The organism is Clostridium fungisolvens (assembly GCF_014193895.1).
Lineage (GTDB): Bacteria > Bacillota > Clostridia > Clostridiales > Clostridiaceae > Clostridium_AR > Clostridium_AR fungisolvens.
The window spans coordinates 2,046,089-2,065,120 of sequence record NZ_BLZR01000001.1 but is presented as its reverse complement, the minus strand read 5'-3'; the positions used below and the strand labels follow the sequence as shown (position 1 = coordinate 2,065,120).

Below are 19,032 nucleotides of genomic sequence, written 5' to 3'. Positions count from 1 at the left end.
AGTTTTTAGTTTATTTCTTTAACTGATTTATAAATTCATCATATCTAGCACGATCTAAGAAATTTTTCACAGTTAGGATTCTATCAGTTTTAGCTGACTTTTTAGCTCTTTCGTATAAGTTTTCCTGAGTAAATACTACATCAGCATTTCCTGGAATACTATCTACAGGGGAGTGGCTAACTTCAACACCAGTGATACCTGCATCTTTTAATGCTTTCTTAAGTATTGATTCTCCCATTGCTGAAGATCCCATACCAGCATCGCAAGCAAATACTATTAACTTAACGTCGCCAGTTGTTGCTTGAGCTATTGTTTGACCTTTGCTTTCAGCTTTCATGTCTTTAACTTTAGCTTGAGCTTCTTCGATATCTTCACCTTGTGGATCTCTCTTTATTATTACAGAAGCCACTAAGAATGATACTGCTGTTGCTACTGCAACACCCGCTAATACTGGTAATTGTCCACCTTTTGGAGACATTGCCATTAAGGAAATTATACTTCCTGGTGATGGAGCTGCTACAAGACCAGCATGTAATACTACAAATGTTAAGTCTCCAGCGATTCCACCAGCTATTACAGCTAATAATAAAAGTGGTTTCATTAATACATATGGGAAATAAATTTCATGTATACCACCTAAGAAGTGGATTATGATAGCACCAGGTGCTGATTGTTTTGCAGTTCCTTTAGCATATAACCAGAATGCTAGAAGTATACCAAGTCCTGGACCTGGGTTTGGTTCCAATAAGAAGAATATTGATTTTCCTGCTGATGCAGCTTGTTGAATTCCTAAAGGAGATAATACTCCGTGGTTGATAGCGTTGTTTAAGAATAATATCTTAGCTGGTTCAACAACTATTGCTATTAGAGGAAGTAATCCAGCGTTTGTAATTCCTTGAGCTATATTACCTAGACCAGTTGAAACTCCTGCAACAAGTGGTTCTATATAAGTGAAAGCTAATAATGAAAGTCCTCCACCTAATATACCAGATGAGAAGTTGTTAACTAACATTTCAAATCCAGTTGGGATTTTTCCATCTACTAGTTTGTCAAACTTCTTGATTAACCATCCACCTAGTGGACCCATTACCATTGCTCCTAAGAACATTGGGATTGATGCTCCTACAACAACACCTGCTGTAGCTATAGCACCTACTACTCCTCCTCTTGTATCATATACAAGTTTACCACCTTGGTAACCTATTAGTATTGGAAGTAAGTAAGTGATCATTGGACCTACCAATTTTGCAAAGTATGCATTTGGCATCCAACCTGTTGGGATAAATAATGCTGTTATTAATCCCCATGCAATAAATGCTCCTATATTTGGTAAAACCATTGAACTAAGGAAGTTACCAAATCTTTGAACTTTGGCTTTTGCTGATGAATTATTTGCCATTATGAGACCTCCTGTTTAAAAAATTTTTTATTAATTTTTATAATGTTTAATTGCTATGTACTTATAATAAAATAAAAAGTATTCGTTTTCAATTCATTTAACTTCAATTTTGTGATACGTTTTCAATGACAATTTTAAAATTGTCGAAATTGGCTTAAACACTTGGTTCGAAGGATGCATCTCTTCTTCTATATTTTTTTGACAAAGAACACTTATGACAAATTTAAACGCAAAATTAAATAAATTTATATTTTTTATGTATCATTAAATTACTTTTCAAGAGATTCTTTATGCAAATTTAAGTTATCTATATTGTAAAATTATGCACCTATACCTTTTAGTATAAATAACTTAATATTTAAAGTTCAATTCCTATATATAGTTTGCATAATGCCCATGATCTAAACTGACACTTAGTGGATAATCATGCAACAACCTGATTATGTTAACTTGAGTATTTTAGTATATTTAATTTTGTAGCTATTCATTGATGTCATAAAATTTCACAAAACATTTTTACATTTTTATAGCATATCTTTATATCCATCCAATTCATAAAAATATGTTATAATATTACCGGCTTCACAGAACTATGTATGTATCACTTCGTTGTAAAATTCATATTTTCAAATTCTCCTCTCAGAACCCAGCAGAGTTTTGAAAATAGTTTTAGATTGAAGTGGTACATCTGTAAACCAATATTAATAATACCACATAATTACTAAATGTGTAAAAAAACTCTGCAAAATGAGGTGACAGTATGGATATAATGAGTTTAAAGCAAATAATTTTAAAGCCTTCTTCTAACTTAATGAAAACCAAAGGCAATGAATTATTCAAAGATGGTTTTGTAAAAAAAGTTAGAGGAAAAAGAATAGATGCTATTTATCATATTTATGGTGATATAAAAAATAAGGATAACACAACTGAATTTAACACACATATAAAAATAGATTTAATAAAAGGAACTGTAATCAGCACGCGATGCAATTGCAATCTTTTTAAAGATTTTTCTCAAAATAAGCCCCTGTTTATGTGTGAACATTTAACTGCTACATCATTTAAATTTATAGACTCTATAAACAAGCGCAATAAATCTCAGACTTATTCTGAGAATAAGTCTGAGATAAATACTAAAGATAAGTCAATTCTCACAATGCAGATTTCACTTATTTCTAAATCATTCAAAGAATATTCAACATACGAGGCTGAATTCCGTATAGGGTTAAAACATAAATATTTAATTACTAATTTGCAGCAATTTATTTCCTCAATATTTCATAATGACTATATCTATATTGATGATCATCTTAAATATGACCTTAAAGAATATGAGATTAGCCAAAATCATAGAAAGCTTTTGCGTTTTCTAAAACAGCGCATGCAACTAAATGCTTCAACTTCTCTTAATGGACGCTCTATATTATTAGATTCGTCAGAATTAGAAGATTTTTTTAAAGCATTGACCAATGAAAAAATACAATTTAAATATAAAAGTATAGAATACTCCCCTACTATATTTAATGAAGATCTACCACTAAGCTTCACTTTGAAAGATGATAATGCACATTTTATATTGACAACCCATAAAAAGCTACCAACTATGCTTGATACTAAAGCTAATGTATTTTTCTTTAATGGGAATATATATTTGCCTAGCAAAAATCAAATTTGCAATTATTTGCCTTTTTACAATAGATTTGTCGAAGAAGATAGTTTAACCTTTGCTAAAACTGAAGAGAACTACGACATGCTAACTTCTAAAATCACTAGAATATCAAAAAATATAAGCTTAAGCGAAGGAGTAAAAAACTTTAGTTTAAATTATCTCAAATTTGAATTCCTCATTTTTAAAGACAAGTCAACTATATATTGTAAAGTTTACGGTCTTTATTTTGATAATAAAATTGATATACTTGTTGAAAAGAAAAATAGTTTAAACAACATAAGAGATTATGCTAAGGAAAATAAAGTTTTAATGAAACTAGAAGCTCTACGTTTTATATACAAAGAAGATAAGCTATTATTCATAGGTGATGATCATGATCTCTTCGATTTATTAGCTAACAAAGAAAATAATATTCATAAACTTGGTAAAGTTTCCTTTGGTAATGGTTTTGAAAAAGTTAAAATATACAATTCAACTAATGTAAAGATTGACTTTTATGATGAAAACTCTTACGTAAAAATAGTATATAAAGTTGGAGATATGTCTTTATCAGAACTTAATTCTGCCAATGAGGCATATAAATCCGGCGATAACTTCTACAAAGATAGCAATAATAATTTCCTAGATTTTAGAGATGAAGGAATTTTAAGATTTTTCAATTTGCTTGATTTACTATCAAATGATAAAACATCCTATGACGGAACCTTATATATAGACAAAGATAAACTTCCATATGCAAGTCATCTACTTAATAACACCAACTATGTGGTGAATAACTTTTCAAAGCAGCTACAAAACATAGAACACAATTTATTTGATTTAAAAAATAATAAAGTTCTTATACCTACTGGACTTAAGGCTTCATTGAGAGATTATCAAATTAGAGGTTTCAAGTGGTTTAAAAGTATAGCAAACTTAGGATTTGGCGGTATTTTAGCAGACGAAATGGGACTTGGTAAAACTGTGCAAACCATAGCTTTTATAACCTCAGAAATAAACAAAAAATTTCTGATAATTACCCCTACTTCTCTAATATATAACTGGAAGGATGAGTTAGAAAGGTTTTCTCCTGATATTAAGTTTGAGATAATACATGGAAATAAAAACAAGAGTGAAAACTTGTCCGAACTTATAGAGAATAATACAGTGATTTTAACTACCTATGGTACTCTAAAAAATAATGTTCATAACTATATAGACTCTTACTTTGATTACTGCATAATCGATGAAGCTCAAAATATAAAAAATTCAGCTTCAAAAACCAAGTTAGCTGTTAAAAGTATTAACGCAAAAGTTCATTTTGCTTTAACTGGAACCCCTTTAGAAAACACTTTGACAGAACTCTGGTCTATATTTGATTTTGCAATGCCAAATTATCTTCATTCTAAAGAAAGTTTTGAAAAGAAATTTTCAGCTAATGATTATGAAAGCATTGAACTTCTTAAAACACTTATTGGTCCCTTTATCTTAAGAAGAACTAAACAAGAAGTTATAGATGAATTGCCTGACAAAACAGAAAAGACATTGCTTATAGAAATGACTTCAATGCAAAAATCAATATATAGTTCTTATATAAAAGATATAAGACAAAACTTACGAGATGCTTCAAAAGGAAATATTGAAATATTCTCTTACCTAACAAGGCTTCGTCAAATTTGCCTAGACCCTTCCTTGATAATCCCTAACTATTCAGGGGATAGTGGTAAATTAAAAGCAGCTTTATCTATTATAGAAAATCAAATTAAAAATAGAGGAAAAGTTCTTCTATTTTCTCAATTCACCTCTGCTTTAGGAAAAATAGCAGATGATCTTAAGAAGCTAAATATAGCTTACAGCTATATAGATGGGTCAATTCCTGCAAAGGAAAGACTGAGACTTGTGAATGAATTTAATGAAGATGATACCGTTCATGTATTCTTAATTTCTTTGAAAGCTGGTGGAACTGGTCTTAATTTAACTTCTGCAAACCTAGTTATTCATTTTGATCCCTGGTGGAATCCTGCTGTAGAAGATCAAGCTACAGATAGAGCTCATCGAATCGGGCAGAAGAATATTGTCGAAGTGATTAAATTAGTCGCTAAGGGAACCATAGAAGAAAAAATATTAACCCTTCAGCATAGTAAAAAGCAACTGATAGACGCAATTTTAACTGGCGAATTAAGAGATAGCGATTCTTTTGATAAGTTAAGCACGGAAGACCTGATTAAACTTTTCGATAGAACTGAGTAAATGCTAAAGTAAAATTGAATCAATTACCTCAATATTAAGATTAAGAATTGAACTTAAATAAAAAACACACAACTAATTGTGTGTTTTTTTATATCACTCTATTTGCTTGAATATAAACTTTGTTTTTGCTATAACTTGAGTGTAAATTTTAAATATCCTTAATAACCACAGTCTGTGATTTTCTCTTCCTTCTTTCCAAAAGTGAGTATGCCCATGCTAATCAATTCAGTCTTATTTTCATTTAGAGAAATGAAACTCTCAATAATTGCATAAACGTCATCATTATCAAGTCCTAAGACATTTTGTTTAATTATTATACTATATGTGTCATCATAAATTGACTTCACTGGATCTACATCTATTACTGGCGATATAGCAGGAGCGACATTATTTTTCACTTTACCTGTTGGGTCAAATAATAAATCTAAATATTCTTTTGATCTTCCAGAAATATCGATTATATATTTTTCTTTTAATGGTAGGCTTATAACTTCTATTTTATAGTTATCAAGATATCTAGCCTTAAACAGATAACTACTTGTAAATATTTCATGATCAAATATCTTCTCCAAGAAACCATTTGAATAAGCATACATTACACCAACTGCATATCCTCTTACATCTAAAAAACTGCCTCTTACCAGTATTTCATCTCTACCATCACCATTAAAATCACCTAAAAAAACTTGAAAATAATATCCACTAAAAGGCACCTTTACAATAGATGGTCTTTTTCTTCCTTTAGGTTGTACTATTAATTCAATATTATTGGTGAATGTTGTCTCTACGTAAGGGTATTCACCAGTTAAAATAACCTTATCCTGAGAAAAGTACCCTGTCACATTACCTTCTTTTACTGCAATTATTTGTCTGCTTCCGAAATCGTTCATATGTTACCACCTTAATATTTGTATATTATATATTAATATATTTGCATCATTAAGTTACCAAGTTTCTTCCATTTAGCAGACTACTATCACATTCTATTTCTCAATCCATTTTGTAAGATCTTTACCTGTTTTCCTTACTGTTGGTTTCTTATCCATATCAGCATATCCAATATAAATAAGAGCAACCACCTCGTCTTTTGGTTTTAAGCCGAAAAATTCTTTCATTTTGTTGTCATAACATGCTTTTCCTGTCTTCCAGTAAGCTGCTACTCCTAAGGCATGTGCAGCTAAAAGCATATTTTCCACTGCAGCATATGTTGCTCCAAGTTCCTCTATTCTTAATGCTTTTTCATTTTCACTTACCTCTGCAGCAACCGCTATTATAACCGGAGCCCTAAAAGGCTTATTTATTTCTTTATCTAATTTTTTCTTTCCAGCTTCACTTTGTATATCTACCCCTGATGATAGTACAATATCTTCCATTACTTTTGAAAGAGCTTTCCTTCCATCACCACTTATAACAAAAAATCTCCACGGTTGAGTTAAATATCTATTTGGCGCATGTATCCCAGCCTCAATTATATTTTCTATTATCTCCTTTGGTACACTTTCTTCTCTCACTTTGCCTATAGAGGTTCTTGTTTTTATTGCTTCTATTACATCCATTTATTATACCTCCAATAAATTTATACTTAAGCTTTGCTTATATAAAAATCATTTAGTCATTATCATTAATATATTTTACTATGTTTAAATTTTCAATATACTGAATTTTAAAAAATAATATAAAGATTTCGATGGTTCTACGAATCTTTATTTGGATAAATTCTAATATGAAGTAGTTTATCTATAACTTAATAAAAACAATAAAAAAACGAAAAGTAGCTAAAGCAATTCTTTAGCTACTTCTTTGAGCATTTGTATTTCCTAATATATAAGTAGGAAAGATGACATTCAAATATTTTTTTATAACAATTGTATTTGAACATTATTATAATAAAGTCTAATATTATTGATTTTTACCAAAAACTTTATAAAGCACCTTATCATACACTTCTAATTTCTCTGCAAGCATATGCCAGTTTTTATGCTCTGCATTGGCAACTTGAATCTGATTTTTTTCGATAGCAGCTACTCTTTCTTTTACATCTTTCACTTCAGCAAGCAACTGCTTCAATAATTCTTTTACTTCATCTTGATTCTGTTCCATAATATTCTCCTCCTAAAATATTTTCTAATCATATTGTTCACTTTGCTGAAAAGTAAAATCATTAGAAATTAAAATTATATCTTTCCAGGCAACAGCTTTCAACTTTTCTTCCACACCATCTACAATATATTTTAAAAGGTCATTTTCATCCGCCAAATCATCTTTTGCTATGCTTAATATCAATGTATCAAGTTTATGCTTTATTTGTCCACTTAAATTCAGCCTTGAAGAGTAGTTTCCCAGATAATCTGCATCATAATTATCTTCTTCAAGTTTTGACCTTTCACTTTCAGTTCCAATAGTAAGATTTATATCAATTGCTTCCGAATCATAGAAATATAGTAAACCAATAGTATAAATATTTATTTTATTATACTTCAATTCTATTTCAGTTATAAAAAAAACACTTATAGCTTTAATTAACTCTTGCATGTCTTGCTTAATTTTTAACAGATCATATCTAATATATACTGGAATATATTCCTCATTTAAATCAGCCATTATTCCAAACTCACTTAAAATTCCATCTTTGTCATAATGGGTCCTTATATTACTTAAATCCTCATGTACTCTTACATCGTATAAATGCCTATAACCATTGTTCAGTATTTCATAAGTAGGTGAATAACAAAAGATTAAATTTTGGCTTTCAATCTCATTATCCAATTCAAACTTGTTTTCCGCGAAAATTTTCACTTCGTCTTTTATATTTTTATTAATCAATATAATTTGATCAGAATCTGTATATACATTATACAACTTTTCCATCCAACTACTCCACTTCATCTTAAAATTACTCTTAAATTATAACAGTAAACTGTCAAATATCAAATATATCTATATAATTTATACTATTATAAGCACCCTGTCTAAAAGCCAGTACATTATTTGAGGACTTTTATAACTTAATTTAAATATATAAAGCCCTAATATAGCATTGTCTATATTAGGACTTTATTAATTATCTATTATTGATTTTTAGCATCTTTATCTTCAAATATATAGTTTTGCATTCTCTTCTTTAATGCATTTTCATCGTATTTAAAGTAGAATATACCATTACTTGCTATTCCACCCTTACAGTTATCTAAGCCTTCAATCGGGAATATTTGTTGTTGTATATTTCCAACTCCACTCTTTAAAACACCAGTTCCTAAACTTAATATATCAGAAGCACCTAATGAAGTTTCTAGATATGGTGAAATTTTTTGAATTACACCAGGCAATTCTGTAGGGCTTAAGGTTTTAACTTTATTAAACATTGCTACTAAGACAGCTCTTTGTCTATCTGTTCTTGCAAAATCATTATCATTATATCTTATTCTGCAATAACCTACAGCTTGTATACCATTCAAATGTTGCATTCCAGGAGCAGAAAGTGAATTAGCAGATTTTTTCAATTCCCCAGCAACATCTTGTATGTATTTATTAGTTTCAGTAAATTCGCTTTGTTTTACATTAATATCAACGCCACCAATAGCATCTATTATATTAGCCAGTTCGCCAAAATCTACAACTACATAATCCTTAATATTTAATCCAAAACTTTGATTTATAGTCTTTATTGATAAAGCTCCGCCCCCAAATGCAAAAGCTGCATTAAGCTTGTCCTTACCATGTCCATCAATACTTACATAACTATCTCTCATTATAGAAGTTAGTTTTAGTTTATTGTGCTTTTTATCTACAGTAAGGAACATAGTTGCATCTGATCTTCCTGTATCGTGACTTCTTCTATCTACACCAAGTAAAGCTATATTAATTACACTATCATCATATTTTTCTTTTACAGTATTATCTATACTGCTTTCTATGTCTGCTTTAGAAATATTGTCTTTCTTTATACCTCCCAAGGTATTATAGAAATACATAGCTCCAAAACCTACTACAAATACTAAAATAGCTGTTATAGTTATTAAAGTTATTTTTGTAGACTTTTTCATCTTCTTTTTCTTCTTATCTCTTTTTGCCATCTTTATTCCTCCAATTATACTGTTATGGTCAAATTCTTATAATTATTTATGGACGTTAAAGCTCACATACAGTATTCTACCACAATTTTATTTCTTTTTCACAAAAATAATACTATTTTTGAGTAAATAGGACATGTTTTTCACCTAAACTACCACAACAGCTTACTTAAATAAGGTTATTAAATTATTATGAACGTTTCTTATTGATTGTTCAAATCAAATTTGTATTTACTATTATAATCTATAATAAAACTTTATTATAATATTAACAAAACGGTTAAATCCTTTAAATTTTACACTTTGAGTCTTGCATCTTCTAAAAATATAAAACACTTTCTTTACCTGTCACAAAAGAGAAAAGCATCATGAAATATATTTTCAAGATGCTTTTTACTGTATAAAAAATCACTGAAGATAGTCACTTCAGCGATTTTTTCACTTAAGATTTTAAGTTAGTATATTTAAAAATCTATTCATTCTTTCATTTTTAGGGTTTGTAAAAATCTCTTCAGGGCTACCCTCTTGAAGTATTTTGCCATCTTCCATAAATACGACCTTATGTGCAACTTCCTTAGCAAAATTCATATTATGGGTTACAACTACCATTGTCATTCCTTCTACAGCTAATTCTTTCATAACTTTAAGAACTTCTGCTTCCAGTTCCGGGTCTAAAGCCGAGGTTGGCTCATCAAAAAGTATAATCTTCGGATCCATAGCCATAGCTCTAGCAATGGCAACCCTTTGCTGTTGACCACCTGATAATTCGTATGGATAGCTATTTTCTTTTTCACTCAAACCTACTTTAGCTAAGAGTTTTCTTGACTTGTCTTTTGCTTCTTCTTTTGAACGCTTTAAAACAGTTACTTGTCCTTCCATTACATTCTGAAGTACGTTCATGTGTGGAAATAAATTAAACCCTTGAAATACCATTCCTGTTTGCTTCCTAAAAGAAATTATTTCCTTTTCAGAAAGCTTGGCATCTTTATGAAAGACGATAGTCATATCACCTAAAGTAATTTCTCCTTCGTTTGGAATTTCAAGAAGGTTTAAACACCTAAGTAATGTTGTTTTTCCTGATCCAGATGGACCGATAACAACAGTTGTTTTGCCTTCATTAATATTTAAATTGATCGATTTTAAAATGTGATTATTTCCTATAATCTTGTCTAAATTTTTTATATCAATCATTGTACTCCTCCATCACTTAGCAACATATTTTTCTAGTCTTACTTCTATTCTTCTTTGAATTGCAGAGAGTACAGTACAGAATATCAGATAAACTACAGCAGCCTCTGTATAAAGCCATAGTGGTTCATAAGTTGTTGCAGTAACTCTTTGAGCAATCTGAAACATTTCTGTTAAAGTTATAGTTGCTGCCAATGAAGTATCCTTTACTAAACTTATAAAAGAGTTAAATAAAGGCGGTACTGAAACTCTAGTTGCCTGTGGCAAAATAATTCTTCTAAGAGCTTTATTTCTGCTCATCCCAAGTGAAAATGCAGATTCCCATTGTCCTTTTGGAATTGATAATATCGCTGCTCTAATAACTTCCGAGTTATATGCTCCTACACTTAAAGTAAACGCGATAATAGCAGAAGGTAATGGATCTAATACAACACCTATCTTAGGCAATCCATAGAAAATTATAAATAATTGTACCAATAAAGGAGTTCCTCTTATTATCCAAACATAGAATTTTGCTATTCCATTTAAAATTTTTGAATTTGATAATCTACAAAGAGCAGTAAAAAGTGCTACAATTAAGCCTAATATAAAAGATATGATGGTAACAGGCATGGTAAAAACCAAGCCTGCTTTTAATATTGGCCAAAATGCATCTAACAGAATATTAATTATTCTCGTAGTACTTTCGTCAAATACCATTTTATATCCTACTTAGATACGTCTGTATTAAAGTATTTGTTTGATATTTTTAGATAAGTACCATCACTCTTCATATCTGCTAACGCTTTATTTATTGCATCTACTAACTCTTTATTTCCTTTATTTATGAGAATAGCATTTTGATCTGCATCCTTCTTTTCTGCAGCTATCTTTACTGCAAGATCAGGTTTTTGCTTCTTTAGATCATAGAAAGATAAACTATCGTTTATAGTTGCATCTGCTCTTCCAGCAAGTAATAAATCTATAGATTGATTAAACCCATCTGAAGTAACTATTTCAGCACCATTTTCCTTTGCTAGTTTTCCTAAATTACTTGTTAAAGTTTGTGCTGCTTTTTTACCCTTAAGATCTTCAAAAGTTTTTATAGTATTGTTATCACTCTTAACTATAAGTACTGCTCTTGAAGTTACATAAGGATCTGAGAAATCATATTTTTGTTTTCTTTCTTCATTTATTCCTACTTGGTTTACAACAATATCAAATCTTTTCGCATCTAAACCAGCAAGCATTCCGTCCCATTTTGTTTCAACAAACTCAGGCTTAACCCCTAATCTTTTAGCCACCTCTTCTGCAATTTCAACATCAAAGCCAACTAACTTTCCAGTGCTGTCATGGAATGTGTACGGTGCATAAGTACCTTCGGTTCCTATTTTGATTGTTCCTTGTTTTTTTATACTTTCTAATAAGTTTGTAGTTTTAGTTGTATCGTTACTCTTTGATGTACATCCAACCAATCCTACTGTTGCAATTAGTAAAGCGCCCATAAGTAATGCTATCTTTTTCATTTTTCTCCCTCAATTCCTAGTATTATTATCAATTTAGTATGTTATAGGTATAGTATCATTTTATCTATAATATGTCAACCTATATTATGTGTTACTTTAACTTATATTTATAAGATTATTTTTATGACATTTATTTATATTATTCTGAATAATTTCATTTAATATTATGCATTTATTAAATTATATTCAAACAAAAAACTTATCTCGCAATGAGTATAATATTGTAATGATTTCAAGTTTATGTATACTGACAAGCCACTTTGTGATAGAATATAAAAATCTTATTTTTAAAAAATATAGTTTTTATATACTATTAAGGGGGAGATAATATTGCTTAAATTTAGTATATTTGAGTTTATAGTTTCTTTGTTTCCATTTGTATTTTTCGCGCTTGGCATTTATGGTTTTGTTCTTTTCGTAAAGCTTTGTAATAGAGGGATAAAAGCTTTTGACATATACATAGCCGAAAAAACTAATAATGATATGAAAGATAAAAGATAGCCACTTAAGCTTAACATCAAACATATCCTAAAATGAAAGACCTAGTCTAATCATATAATATGATTAGATTAGGTCCTCATTTTCTATAAACTTCTTCTTGGTATCTTATATTTTATAGCTCTTTCAATTTCCTCTAAATCTCTCTTATTCTTTGGATCTATGAAGAGACAAGTATAGCCTTCTTCTCCAGCTCTACCAGTTCTTCCTATACGATGAATATACCCTTCTGCATTTTCTGGTATATCATAATTATATATATGCCCTACTCCAGTTACATCTAGTCCTCTAGCTGCAACATCAGTAGCTATTAAATACTGAATTTCAGCATTTCTAAATGCTTTCATAACTTTTTCACGCTTAGACTGAATCAAATCCCCATGAAGCTTTTCACAGTTATAACCACGTTTATGAAGAGCTTCTTCTAAGTCATCCGCTCTTCTTTTAGTTCTACAGAATATTATGGACATAAACGGATTATCTTCGTCTAGCACTTTGCAAAGAGCATCTTGCTTATTCCTATCTGTAGTTTCTACAACTTCCTGTTTAATGTTATCAAGGGTGATTTCCTGTGATTTCTTTACTGAAACCACAACAGGATCTTTCATATATCTATATGCCAATTTTTTGACCTGTGAATCCATTGTTGCTGAAAAACAAAGAATCTGTCTTTTCTTTGAAGTTTCTTTCATTATAGATTCTACTTCGTTTTTAAATCCCATAAGAAGCATTTGGTCTGCTTCGTCTAAAACAAAAGTCTTTAGCTTTGACAGGTCAACAGCTTTTCTTTTAATATGATCTAGTAACCTTCCTGGTGTTGCTATTATTAAATGTATGTTACCTTTAAGTTTTCTAAGCTGCCCATCAATATCTTTACCACCATATGCTGCTAAAATATTAATATCCTTAGCCTCTTTAAGTTTATTTGCTTGTTCTGTTATCTGGATTGCTAATTCTCTAGTTGGAGTTAGTATCAAAGCCTGCACAGTATCAGTTTTACCCCAAAGATTTTCAAAAATAGGCAGCAAAAATGCTAAAGTCTTTCCTGTTCCAGTTTGAGCTTCTGCTATAACATCTCTACCAGATCTTACAAACTGGATACTTTCTTGTTGTATTTGAGTAGGAGTTGTAATTCCTGACTTTTTTAATACTTTTATTATTTCTTCATTAATTCCAAGTTCTTTAAAATTCATTATAATTACCTTTCTTCTTTATATAGTTTACCTTTATACACTTACATAAGATATATCACTTAAAACTCATCTTGCCTTAAATATGATGCACAACTTTAATAAAATTTATATTTTCAAATCAAAATAGTACATCTTTAAATCTTTTCATTTTTTAAACATAAAATCTAATCGCGTATCTAATTGTCAAACGAACACACCTAATATATTTAATAAATTTGCCTACAGTAAAATCAATTCACTATCCTTATTATTACTTTAAATTCAAGAAACAAAAGAATAGTCTAGCTATAGGTTCTCTAATGAAATTCAATTTAAACTTACTCAAAAATCTTAGCATCTTAATACTTTTGATAAGGTATAAATTAACGATTAATATTGGAACACTATAGATTAAGATATATCTCATAATTTTATAACTGCATTTTATGTAACAATTAATAATAACATATAGTTTTAATTATAGATAGAAACTTTATTCTTTATTTATTGAAATTGCGCATATATCAAACTTTTAATAAGCTATTTCTAATTTCACCAAAGAAAAAGTACTCTAATACATCTTCATATATTCAGAGTACTTTTATATTTAAATAGATTACTTCATATTAGAATTTATCCAAATAAAGATTCGTAGAATCATCGAAATCTTTATTTGTAGTTTATCTGCTTAATCAGTAGCAATATTCACTATCTTGGCTTAAATTCAATTTCCAAACTATATTATTGGTGTATCAATAATTTCAACTTTTTCAACTCCAATTCCTCTTACAAGCTTTTCAATATAATTCATTCGCTCTTTTGTCGGAATTTTATCTTTTATTTTTTCCTTTTGATCATCTTTTAACCCTTCAGTATGAACCCTTATGAGTTTATATATTACCTCAGGATAGGCTTTAAGAATATTTGCTACAGTAACAACTGTATTATCTAAATCCATCAGATCTTCAATCAACACAGTTCTTACTTCATAAACTTTATCAATACTCAGAAGATACTTTAGATTATCTAAATTATTTTTCATCTTAGTATCACACAAAGTTTCTAGCTTATCTATAGCTTTTATATCAACCATAAATTTATCAGTAACTTCAATAAGCTCAGAAATACTATCCTTTTCAAAAAAACCATTGGTATCTACAAAACAAGTAAGGCCTAAGCTCTTAACTTTTTTAAAAAGCTCAGCTATAAAAGGTGCTTTTAATGTCGGCTCACCACCTGAAACAGTTATGCCTCTTATAAAAAGCTTGTATTCCTCGATTATTTCAATTAGCTCATCTACACTGTAGTTTTTCGTTCTTGGAGAAGACTTAGTTTTGCATGTCTTTATACACTTATCACATTCAACACAAAGTTTATCATTAAAAACTACTTTCCCATCTGCTTCTTTAATAGCCTTTACAGGGCATCCTGGAGCACATAATTTACAATTAGAACAAAGGTTAATAGTCTCAGGATTATGGCAATAGACACAACTAATATTACAACCTTGAAAGAATATAGCCAATCTATTGCCTGGCCCATCTACATTTGAAAAAGGTATAATTTTATTTACAGGAACTTTAGTTTCCATCTTTTCTCACTCTTCTATCAAGAACACGTGCCATTGTATTTGAACCAGAACCTAAGATATCAGTGTCTCTAAGTACCGCTTCACCTTCACGTACTTTCATTATCTCACTTTTCTTAACAAGATAACCAGTAACTCTTATCAAATCAGTATTGTGAAGATAAGTAGTTAGGTATCTTCCACCTGCAGCAAAAGCACCATCAATTATATCTAATACAGCATCTAGTTTATTTAAATATGTTTGATCTAAAGCAAACAAATCACCAGTACCAGAAGTGAAATAAACATGGAAAGGCATTGCTTGTTTTATATGAACTGGAAGAATTGGTTCTTCTCCAACAGGCACTCTATGAGCTGGTGTGTTGTTGTGATCTTCTTCACTTAAACTAGCACCAACTTGTGCATGAAGAAGATATTTGTTGTCAGTTCTTTCACAGTAAACAGCTTCATGTTCATTTGCAATCTTTTCAACCAGCTTCAATATACTATGCGCTATTTCGTCTCCTCTTTTAGAAGCTCCAAATCTTTCTTCTGAGCCTTCAAGGTTTAAAATGTAATTAACAGAATCAGCAAGCCCAACTATACCAAACATTGCAGAAAAATTCTCTCTTTTAAGAAAACCTTCTTTTACTAAAAAAGAGCTTTCAAAGAAATTTGATTTTTCAACTAGAAATTTTATTCTTTTATCCATCATTGTTGCCATAGCTTTTGTTATTTTTGGAAGCTTTTCATTTAAAAGCTCTTCAAGAGAACTTATTCCTTTAACTATAGTTCCAAGTCTAAGTCTTGGAAGAGTATAAGCCCCTCCACCGTTTGGTAGTGCATTATAACAGCTTACTATTCTATGGTCACCAACATCTTCTGTATATTTTTTATTGTTACTAAAAGATGGCTTAGACACTTTCAAACAAGCTTCTGCAGCTTTTAATGCAAAGTCTCTTGGAGTGATATCTTTATCATATCTTATAGACATATTAGGTGTTGGATTTTGAAGTTCAACTATAGCTCTTAAAATCAATTCTCCTGCTCTAGTTTTTTCTGGTCCTATATCAGCATGACAGAAAGAATCAACAATTGTTTTATCTACATGATTTAAAAATCTTTTTATCTTTTTATAATCGCTTTCTTCATCTGTTATAAAAGGTTCCATAAGCTTATCCAAATCTCCTATATATACAGGGAAGGAAGTTATAGATGGTATATGAACATATAATATTAATAAGCTATCAAGTAGCTCGTCTAAATCAGTTGGAGCCTTTAGATCTAAAAACTTGCAACCTTTCTCAAGTAATACAGAGTAATCAGGAACAATATATCTTGGTCTGTAGATTGCATAGCCTTCATTAAGGTCACAAATCATTTCATCCTCTATATATTTCATTTCCTCTTCTGTATATCCTAGTATTTCTCGTGGGTCTAAAAGTCTTTCTGCTACATTAGCCAAATTAAAAAGCTTTTGTTGGTACGTTAAACTTTTACTTGTTGCTATATCATAAATATCGCTAGTCTTAGATATCATAAAAGTACCTCCTAAATTTATATATTTTTATTAACATGTTTTAATATATTAATTTTCTTTTCTAAAGTTTGTAATTTAGAACTTCACTTAATAATTGTTTAATTATAGATAAACTACTTCAATCCTTACACTCAAAGTAAAGATTTCGATGAATCTTATATTACACATTTGATTATAAACCATTTTATTGAGATTTTAAATAAACATGTGCTTAGGCATCTACTTACTATTTTTTCTCTAATTGCTTCTATGAAGTTAAAACCCATCACTAATTAGGACAACCTCTGTACTTTTAATGAAAACGATATTATAATATTCTTATAAGTAATAATATTTTTAATTTTTGTAGAGAGGAGCATTGCTCATGGAAAAATCAAAAAAAGTTTCAATAACTTTTTATGGTATTATAATAGGTCTATTTTTAATTACAGGTTTTGCAAATATAAATAAAAACTTAGGTGGTCCAACCTTTATTTTCCTAGCATTTTTATTTTTGATGTTTGCTGCAATGGACTTTCTTTCAATAGGAAAACCAAAGAAAACTGTTGTGGTTAATAGTGCTGTTTCTAAGAATAATATTAAAAAAAATACAAAAAGAAAAAAGAATAAAAAAAGATAACATATCTCATCAAGAATATATATCCTTAAAAAATTATTCAGTATCTGCATAAACTTAAAATAAGCATCTTTAAACCTTAAGCCACACAATTATTTGCTTTTGATTGTGTGGCCTTATTAAGCTTGCATTAAAATATCATTCTTGATACCATATAAAAGGAATTAAAGTTATATAGTATTGCTTTAAAGGAGATTTTTTATGACTGTAGAAAATGTTAGCGAAATTGCTCTTATGGCAGGCGGCATACTATTAGAAAATGGTGCTGAGACGCATAGAATAGAGGGAACTGTTTCATCTATTTGTCAATCCTACGGGTTAAATGCTGAGTGCTTATCAATGTCTAATGGTATATTATTATCAACTCAAGATTCTGCACACAGAAAGGTTACATCAATGAAAAAGGTGTGTCCTAAGCAAGTTGATTTATATAGAATAGAACTAATAAATTCCTTTTCAAGGAAACTTAAAAATAATAAGATATCTTATGAAGATGCAATAAAAATACTGGAATCTATACAGGACTCTCCAACTTTCACTTTCCCTGTCCGTATTTTTGCTTCCTGTATGACGGGATTTGTTTACTCATTGTTTTTTAATGGTTCACTTATTGATGGAATAGCCTCAATATTTGTATGTCTTATCACTTACTTAATTACTGAAAAGATTTCAAACTTTGGTATTTCTCAATTTTTCAAATATTATTTAGCTGGCTTTATTATCGGTGGAACAAGCCTACTCTCACATATACTATTTCCTTCTATAAAAGAAAATAACGTAATAACTGGATCAATTATGATTCTACTTCCTGGGGTAGTTCTCACAAATGGAATTAAGGATGTTATTTTCGGTTATTTTTCTGCTGGTATAGCTAAATTCTGTGAAGCATTAATAATCATAACTGCTGTAAGCGCAGGAGTAGGTACTGCTCTGCTTATAGGTATGAAAGGATTCTATTGATATGTCAATAAAAATGATTGCTTTAGCGTTTGTAGGAAGTGTATTTCCTGTAATACTATTTAACATTGATAGAAAAAAAATCATCTATGCTGGAATAGGGGGAGCCCTTGGTTGGATTGTGTACAGTATTGTTTTAAATAAGACAAGCAGTGAAGTGTTAAGTTCATTTTTGGGAGCTTTAGTGGTAAATGCCTATAGTGAACTGATGGCGCGAGTTATAAAAACTCCCGCTTCCATGTTTTACGTACCTGGTATCTTTCCTTTAGTACCTGGAATTACGGCCTATAGTACTATAACTTACCTTGTTCAAAGCAATTTTACTGCTGCCCAAAATAGTGGAGTACTAATGCTTGGAATTGCAGGAGCTATTGCCTTTGGAATCATGCTATCTTCAGCATTTTTTGGCTTTATATCAAAGATATATAAAAATTACAATTAACTATATGTTTGAAGTCGTTTTATCTATAAATTATTATTTTACAAAAAAAATGAGGTAGTCTTCATAGACTATCTCTAAATATTTAGGTATAAATATTAACCTTAATTTTAAAAAATAAGAAACATAGTGATGTGGTTAGCACTAATAAAGATAATTTATCACCTGATTATAATCTTTCGA

At 29.9% G+C, this 19,032-nt stretch carries 17 protein-coding genes; 5 read left to right on the top strand and 12 right to left on the bottom strand.

Annotated features, from left to right (window positions below):
• Window positions 1-10: 10 nt before the first annotated feature.
• Window positions 11-1,399 carry a PTS mannitol transporter subunit IIBC gene (locus tag bsdtw1_RS08735; protein ID WP_183277196.1) on the bottom strand — a complete coding sequence of 463 codons (1,389 nt, stop codon included), beginning with the start codon at window positions 1,397-1,399 and terminating at the stop codon, window positions 11-13.
• A gap of 760 nt (window positions 1,400-2,159) precedes the next feature.
• Here bsdtw1_RS08735 and bsdtw1_RS08730 point away from each other — a divergent pair.
• Window positions 2,160-5,297 carry a DEAD/DEAH box helicase gene (locus bsdtw1_RS08730; protein WP_183277195.1) on the top strand — a complete coding sequence of 1,046 codons (3,138 nt, stop codon included), beginning with the start codon at window positions 2,160-2,162 and terminating at the stop codon, window positions 5,295-5,297.
• Window positions 5,298-5,455: 158 nt separating this feature from the next.
• Here the strand turns inward: bsdtw1_RS08730 and bsdtw1_RS08725 are convergent, their stop codons facing one another.
• From bsdtw1_RS08725 to bsdtw1_RS08690, 8 genes are all read right to left on the bottom strand, one after another.
• Entirely contained in the window at window positions 5,456-6,187 is a 732-nt protein-coding gene (locus tag bsdtw1_RS08725) for a YybI family spore inner coat protein (RefSeq protein ID WP_183277194.1), read from the bottom strand.
• 93 nt (window positions 6,188-6,280) lie between these two features.
• A complete protein-coding gene (locus bsdtw1_RS08720; RefSeq protein ID WP_183277193.1) occupies window positions 6,281-6,853 on the bottom strand; it encodes a nitroreductase family protein in 573 nt (190 codons plus the stop codon).
• A 343-nt stretch (window positions 6,854-7,196) separates the two neighbouring features.
• Complete coding sequence (locus tag bsdtw1_RS08715) at window positions 7,197-7,397, bottom strand: hypothetical protein (protein ID WP_183277192.1); 201 nt, start codon at window positions 7,395-7,397, stop codon at window positions 7,197-7,199.
• A 24-nt stretch (window positions 7,398-7,421) separates the two neighbouring features.
• Window positions 7,422-8,165 carry a hypothetical protein gene (locus tag bsdtw1_RS08710; RefSeq protein ID WP_183277191.1) on the bottom strand — a complete coding sequence of 248 codons (744 nt, stop codon included), beginning with the start codon at window positions 8,163-8,165 and terminating at the stop codon, window positions 7,422-7,424.
• A 200-nt stretch (window positions 8,166-8,365) separates the two neighbouring features.
• The gene (locus bsdtw1_RS08705; protein ID WP_183277190.1) at window positions 8,366-9,370 is read right to left on the bottom strand and encodes an LCP family protein; all 1,005 of its coding nucleotides are present in this window, start codon (window positions 9,368-9,370) and stop codon (window positions 8,366-8,368) included.
• Window positions 9,371-9,817: 447 nt separating this feature from the next.
• Window positions 9,818-10,558: an amino acid ABC transporter ATP-binding protein gene (locus tag bsdtw1_RS08700; protein WP_183277189.1), complete on the bottom strand. Its 741-nt coding sequence runs from the start codon at window positions 10,556-10,558 to the stop codon at window positions 9,818-9,820.
• Between the two features lie 12 nt (window positions 10,559-10,570).
• Window positions 10,571-11,254, bottom strand: coding sequence for an amino acid ABC transporter permease (locus tag bsdtw1_RS08695; protein WP_183277188.1), 684 nt, complete (start codon window positions 11,252-11,254; stop codon window positions 10,571-10,573).
• Window positions 11,255-11,262: 8 nt separating this feature from the next.
• Complete coding sequence (locus bsdtw1_RS08690) at window positions 11,263-12,060, bottom strand: amino acid ABC transporter substrate-binding protein (protein WP_183277187.1); 798 nt, start codon at window positions 12,058-12,060, stop codon at window positions 11,263-11,265.
• A 330-nt stretch (window positions 12,061-12,390) separates the two neighbouring features.
• On the opposite strand from bsdtw1_RS08690, the gene bsdtw1_RS08685 reads away from it, so the two are divergent.
• On the top strand, window positions 12,391-12,561 hold the full coding sequence (locus tag bsdtw1_RS08685) for a hypothetical protein (RefSeq protein ID WP_183277186.1): 171 nt from the start codon (window positions 12,391-12,393) through the stop codon (window positions 12,559-12,561).
• Window positions 12,562-12,644: 83 nt separating this feature from the next.
• On the opposite strand, the gene bsdtw1_RS08680 is transcribed toward bsdtw1_RS08685, so the two are convergent.
• The 3 genes from bsdtw1_RS08680 to bsdtw1_RS08670 form a co-directional block, all read right to left on the bottom strand.
• Window positions 12,645-13,751 (bottom strand): DEAD/DEAH box helicase, encoded by a 1,107-nt coding sequence (locus bsdtw1_RS08680; RefSeq protein WP_183277185.1) that lies wholly within the window; start codon window positions 13,749-13,751, stop codon window positions 12,645-12,647.
• A 715-nt stretch (window positions 13,752-14,466) separates the two neighbouring features.
• Complete coding sequence (locus bsdtw1_RS08675) at window positions 14,467-15,321, bottom strand: YjjW family glycine radical enzyme activase (RefSeq protein ID WP_183277184.1); 855 nt, start codon at window positions 15,319-15,321, stop codon at window positions 14,467-14,469.
• Window positions 15,311-16,837, bottom strand: coding sequence for a YjjI family glycine radical enzyme (locus bsdtw1_RS08670; protein WP_183277183.1), 1,527 nt, complete (start codon window positions 16,835-16,837; stop codon window positions 15,311-15,313). Before bsdtw1_RS08670 ends, bsdtw1_RS08675 begins: the two co-directional genes overlap by 11 nt.
• Window positions 16,838-17,201: 364 nt before the next feature.
• Between bsdtw1_RS08670 and bsdtw1_RS08665 the strand changes: the two genes are divergently transcribed.
• The 3 genes from bsdtw1_RS08665 (at window position 17,202) to bsdtw1_RS08655 (ending at window position 18,852) form a co-directional block, all read left to right on the top strand.
• A complete protein-coding gene (locus bsdtw1_RS08665) occupies window positions 17,202-17,456 on the top strand; it encodes a hypothetical protein (protein WP_183277182.1) in 255 nt (84 codons plus the stop codon).
• Window positions 17,457-17,654: 198 nt separating this feature from the next.
• Entirely contained in the window at window positions 17,655-18,413 is a 759-nt protein-coding gene (locus bsdtw1_RS08660; RefSeq protein WP_183277181.1) for a threonine/serine exporter family protein, read from the top strand.
• Between the two features lies 1 nt (window position 18,414).
• The gene (locus bsdtw1_RS08655; protein WP_183277180.1) at window positions 18,415-18,852 is read left to right on the top strand and encodes a threonine/serine exporter family protein; all 438 of its coding nucleotides are present in this window, start codon (window positions 18,415-18,417) and stop codon (window positions 18,850-18,852) included.
• The last annotated feature ends 180 nt before the right edge of the window (window positions 18,853-19,032 follow it).

Coding starts and splice junctions, on each gene's coding strand:
- bsdtw1_RS08735 (WP_183277196.1), bottom strand. CDS start 1,399: ATGGCAAATAATTCATCAGCAAAAGCCAAAGTTCAAAGATTTGGTAAC.
- bsdtw1_RS08730 (WP_183277195.1), top strand. CDS start 2,160: ATGGATATAATGAGTTTAAAGCAAATAATTTTAAAGCCTTCTTCTAAC.
- bsdtw1_RS08725 (WP_183277194.1), bottom strand. CDS start 6,187: ATGAACGATTTCGGAAGCAGACAAATAATTGCAGTAAAAGAAGGTAAT.
- bsdtw1_RS08720 (WP_183277193.1), bottom strand. CDS start 6,853: ATGGATGTAATAGAAGCAATAAAAACAAGAACCTCTATAGGCAAAGTG.
- bsdtw1_RS08715 (WP_183277192.1), bottom strand. CDS start 7,397: ATGGAACAGAATCAAGATGAAGTAAAAGAATTATTGAAGCAGTTGCTT.
- bsdtw1_RS08710 (WP_183277191.1), bottom strand. CDS start 8,165: ATGGAAAAGTTGTATAATGTATATACAGATTCTGATCAAATTATATTG.
- bsdtw1_RS08705 (WP_183277190.1), bottom strand. CDS start 9,370: ATGGCAAAAAGAGATAAGAAGAAAAAGAAGATGAAAAAGTCTACAAAA.
- bsdtw1_RS08700 (WP_183277189.1), bottom strand. CDS start 10,558: ATGATTGATATAAAAAATTTAGACAAGATTATAGGAAATAATCACATT.
- bsdtw1_RS08695 (WP_183277188.1), bottom strand. CDS start 11,254: ATGGTATTTGACGAAAGTACTACGAGAATAATTAATATTCTGTTAGAT.
- bsdtw1_RS08690 (WP_183277187.1), bottom strand. CDS start 12,060: ATGAAAAAGATAGCATTACTTATGGGCGCTTTACTAATTGCAACAGTA.
- bsdtw1_RS08680 (WP_183277185.1), bottom strand. CDS start 13,751: ATGAATTTTAAAGAACTTGGAATTAATGAAGAAATAATAAAAGTATTA.
- bsdtw1_RS08675 (WP_183277184.1), bottom strand. CDS start 15,321: ATGGAAACTAAAGTTCCTGTAAATAAAATTATACCTTTTTCAAATGTA.
- bsdtw1_RS08670 (WP_183277183.1), bottom strand. CDS start 16,837: ATGATATCTAAGACTAGCGATATTTATGATATAGCAACAAGTAAAAGT.
- bsdtw1_RS08665 (WP_183277182.1), top strand. CDS start 17,202: ATGGAAAAATCAAAAAAAGTTTCAATAACTTTTTATGGTATTATAATA.
- bsdtw1_RS08660 (WP_183277181.1), top strand. CDS start 17,655: ATGACTGTAGAAAATGTTAGCGAAATTGCTCTTATGGCAGGCGGCATA.
- bsdtw1_RS08655 (WP_183277180.1), top strand. CDS start 18,415: ATGTCAATAAAAATGATTGCTTTAGCGTTTGTAGGAAGTGTATTTCCT.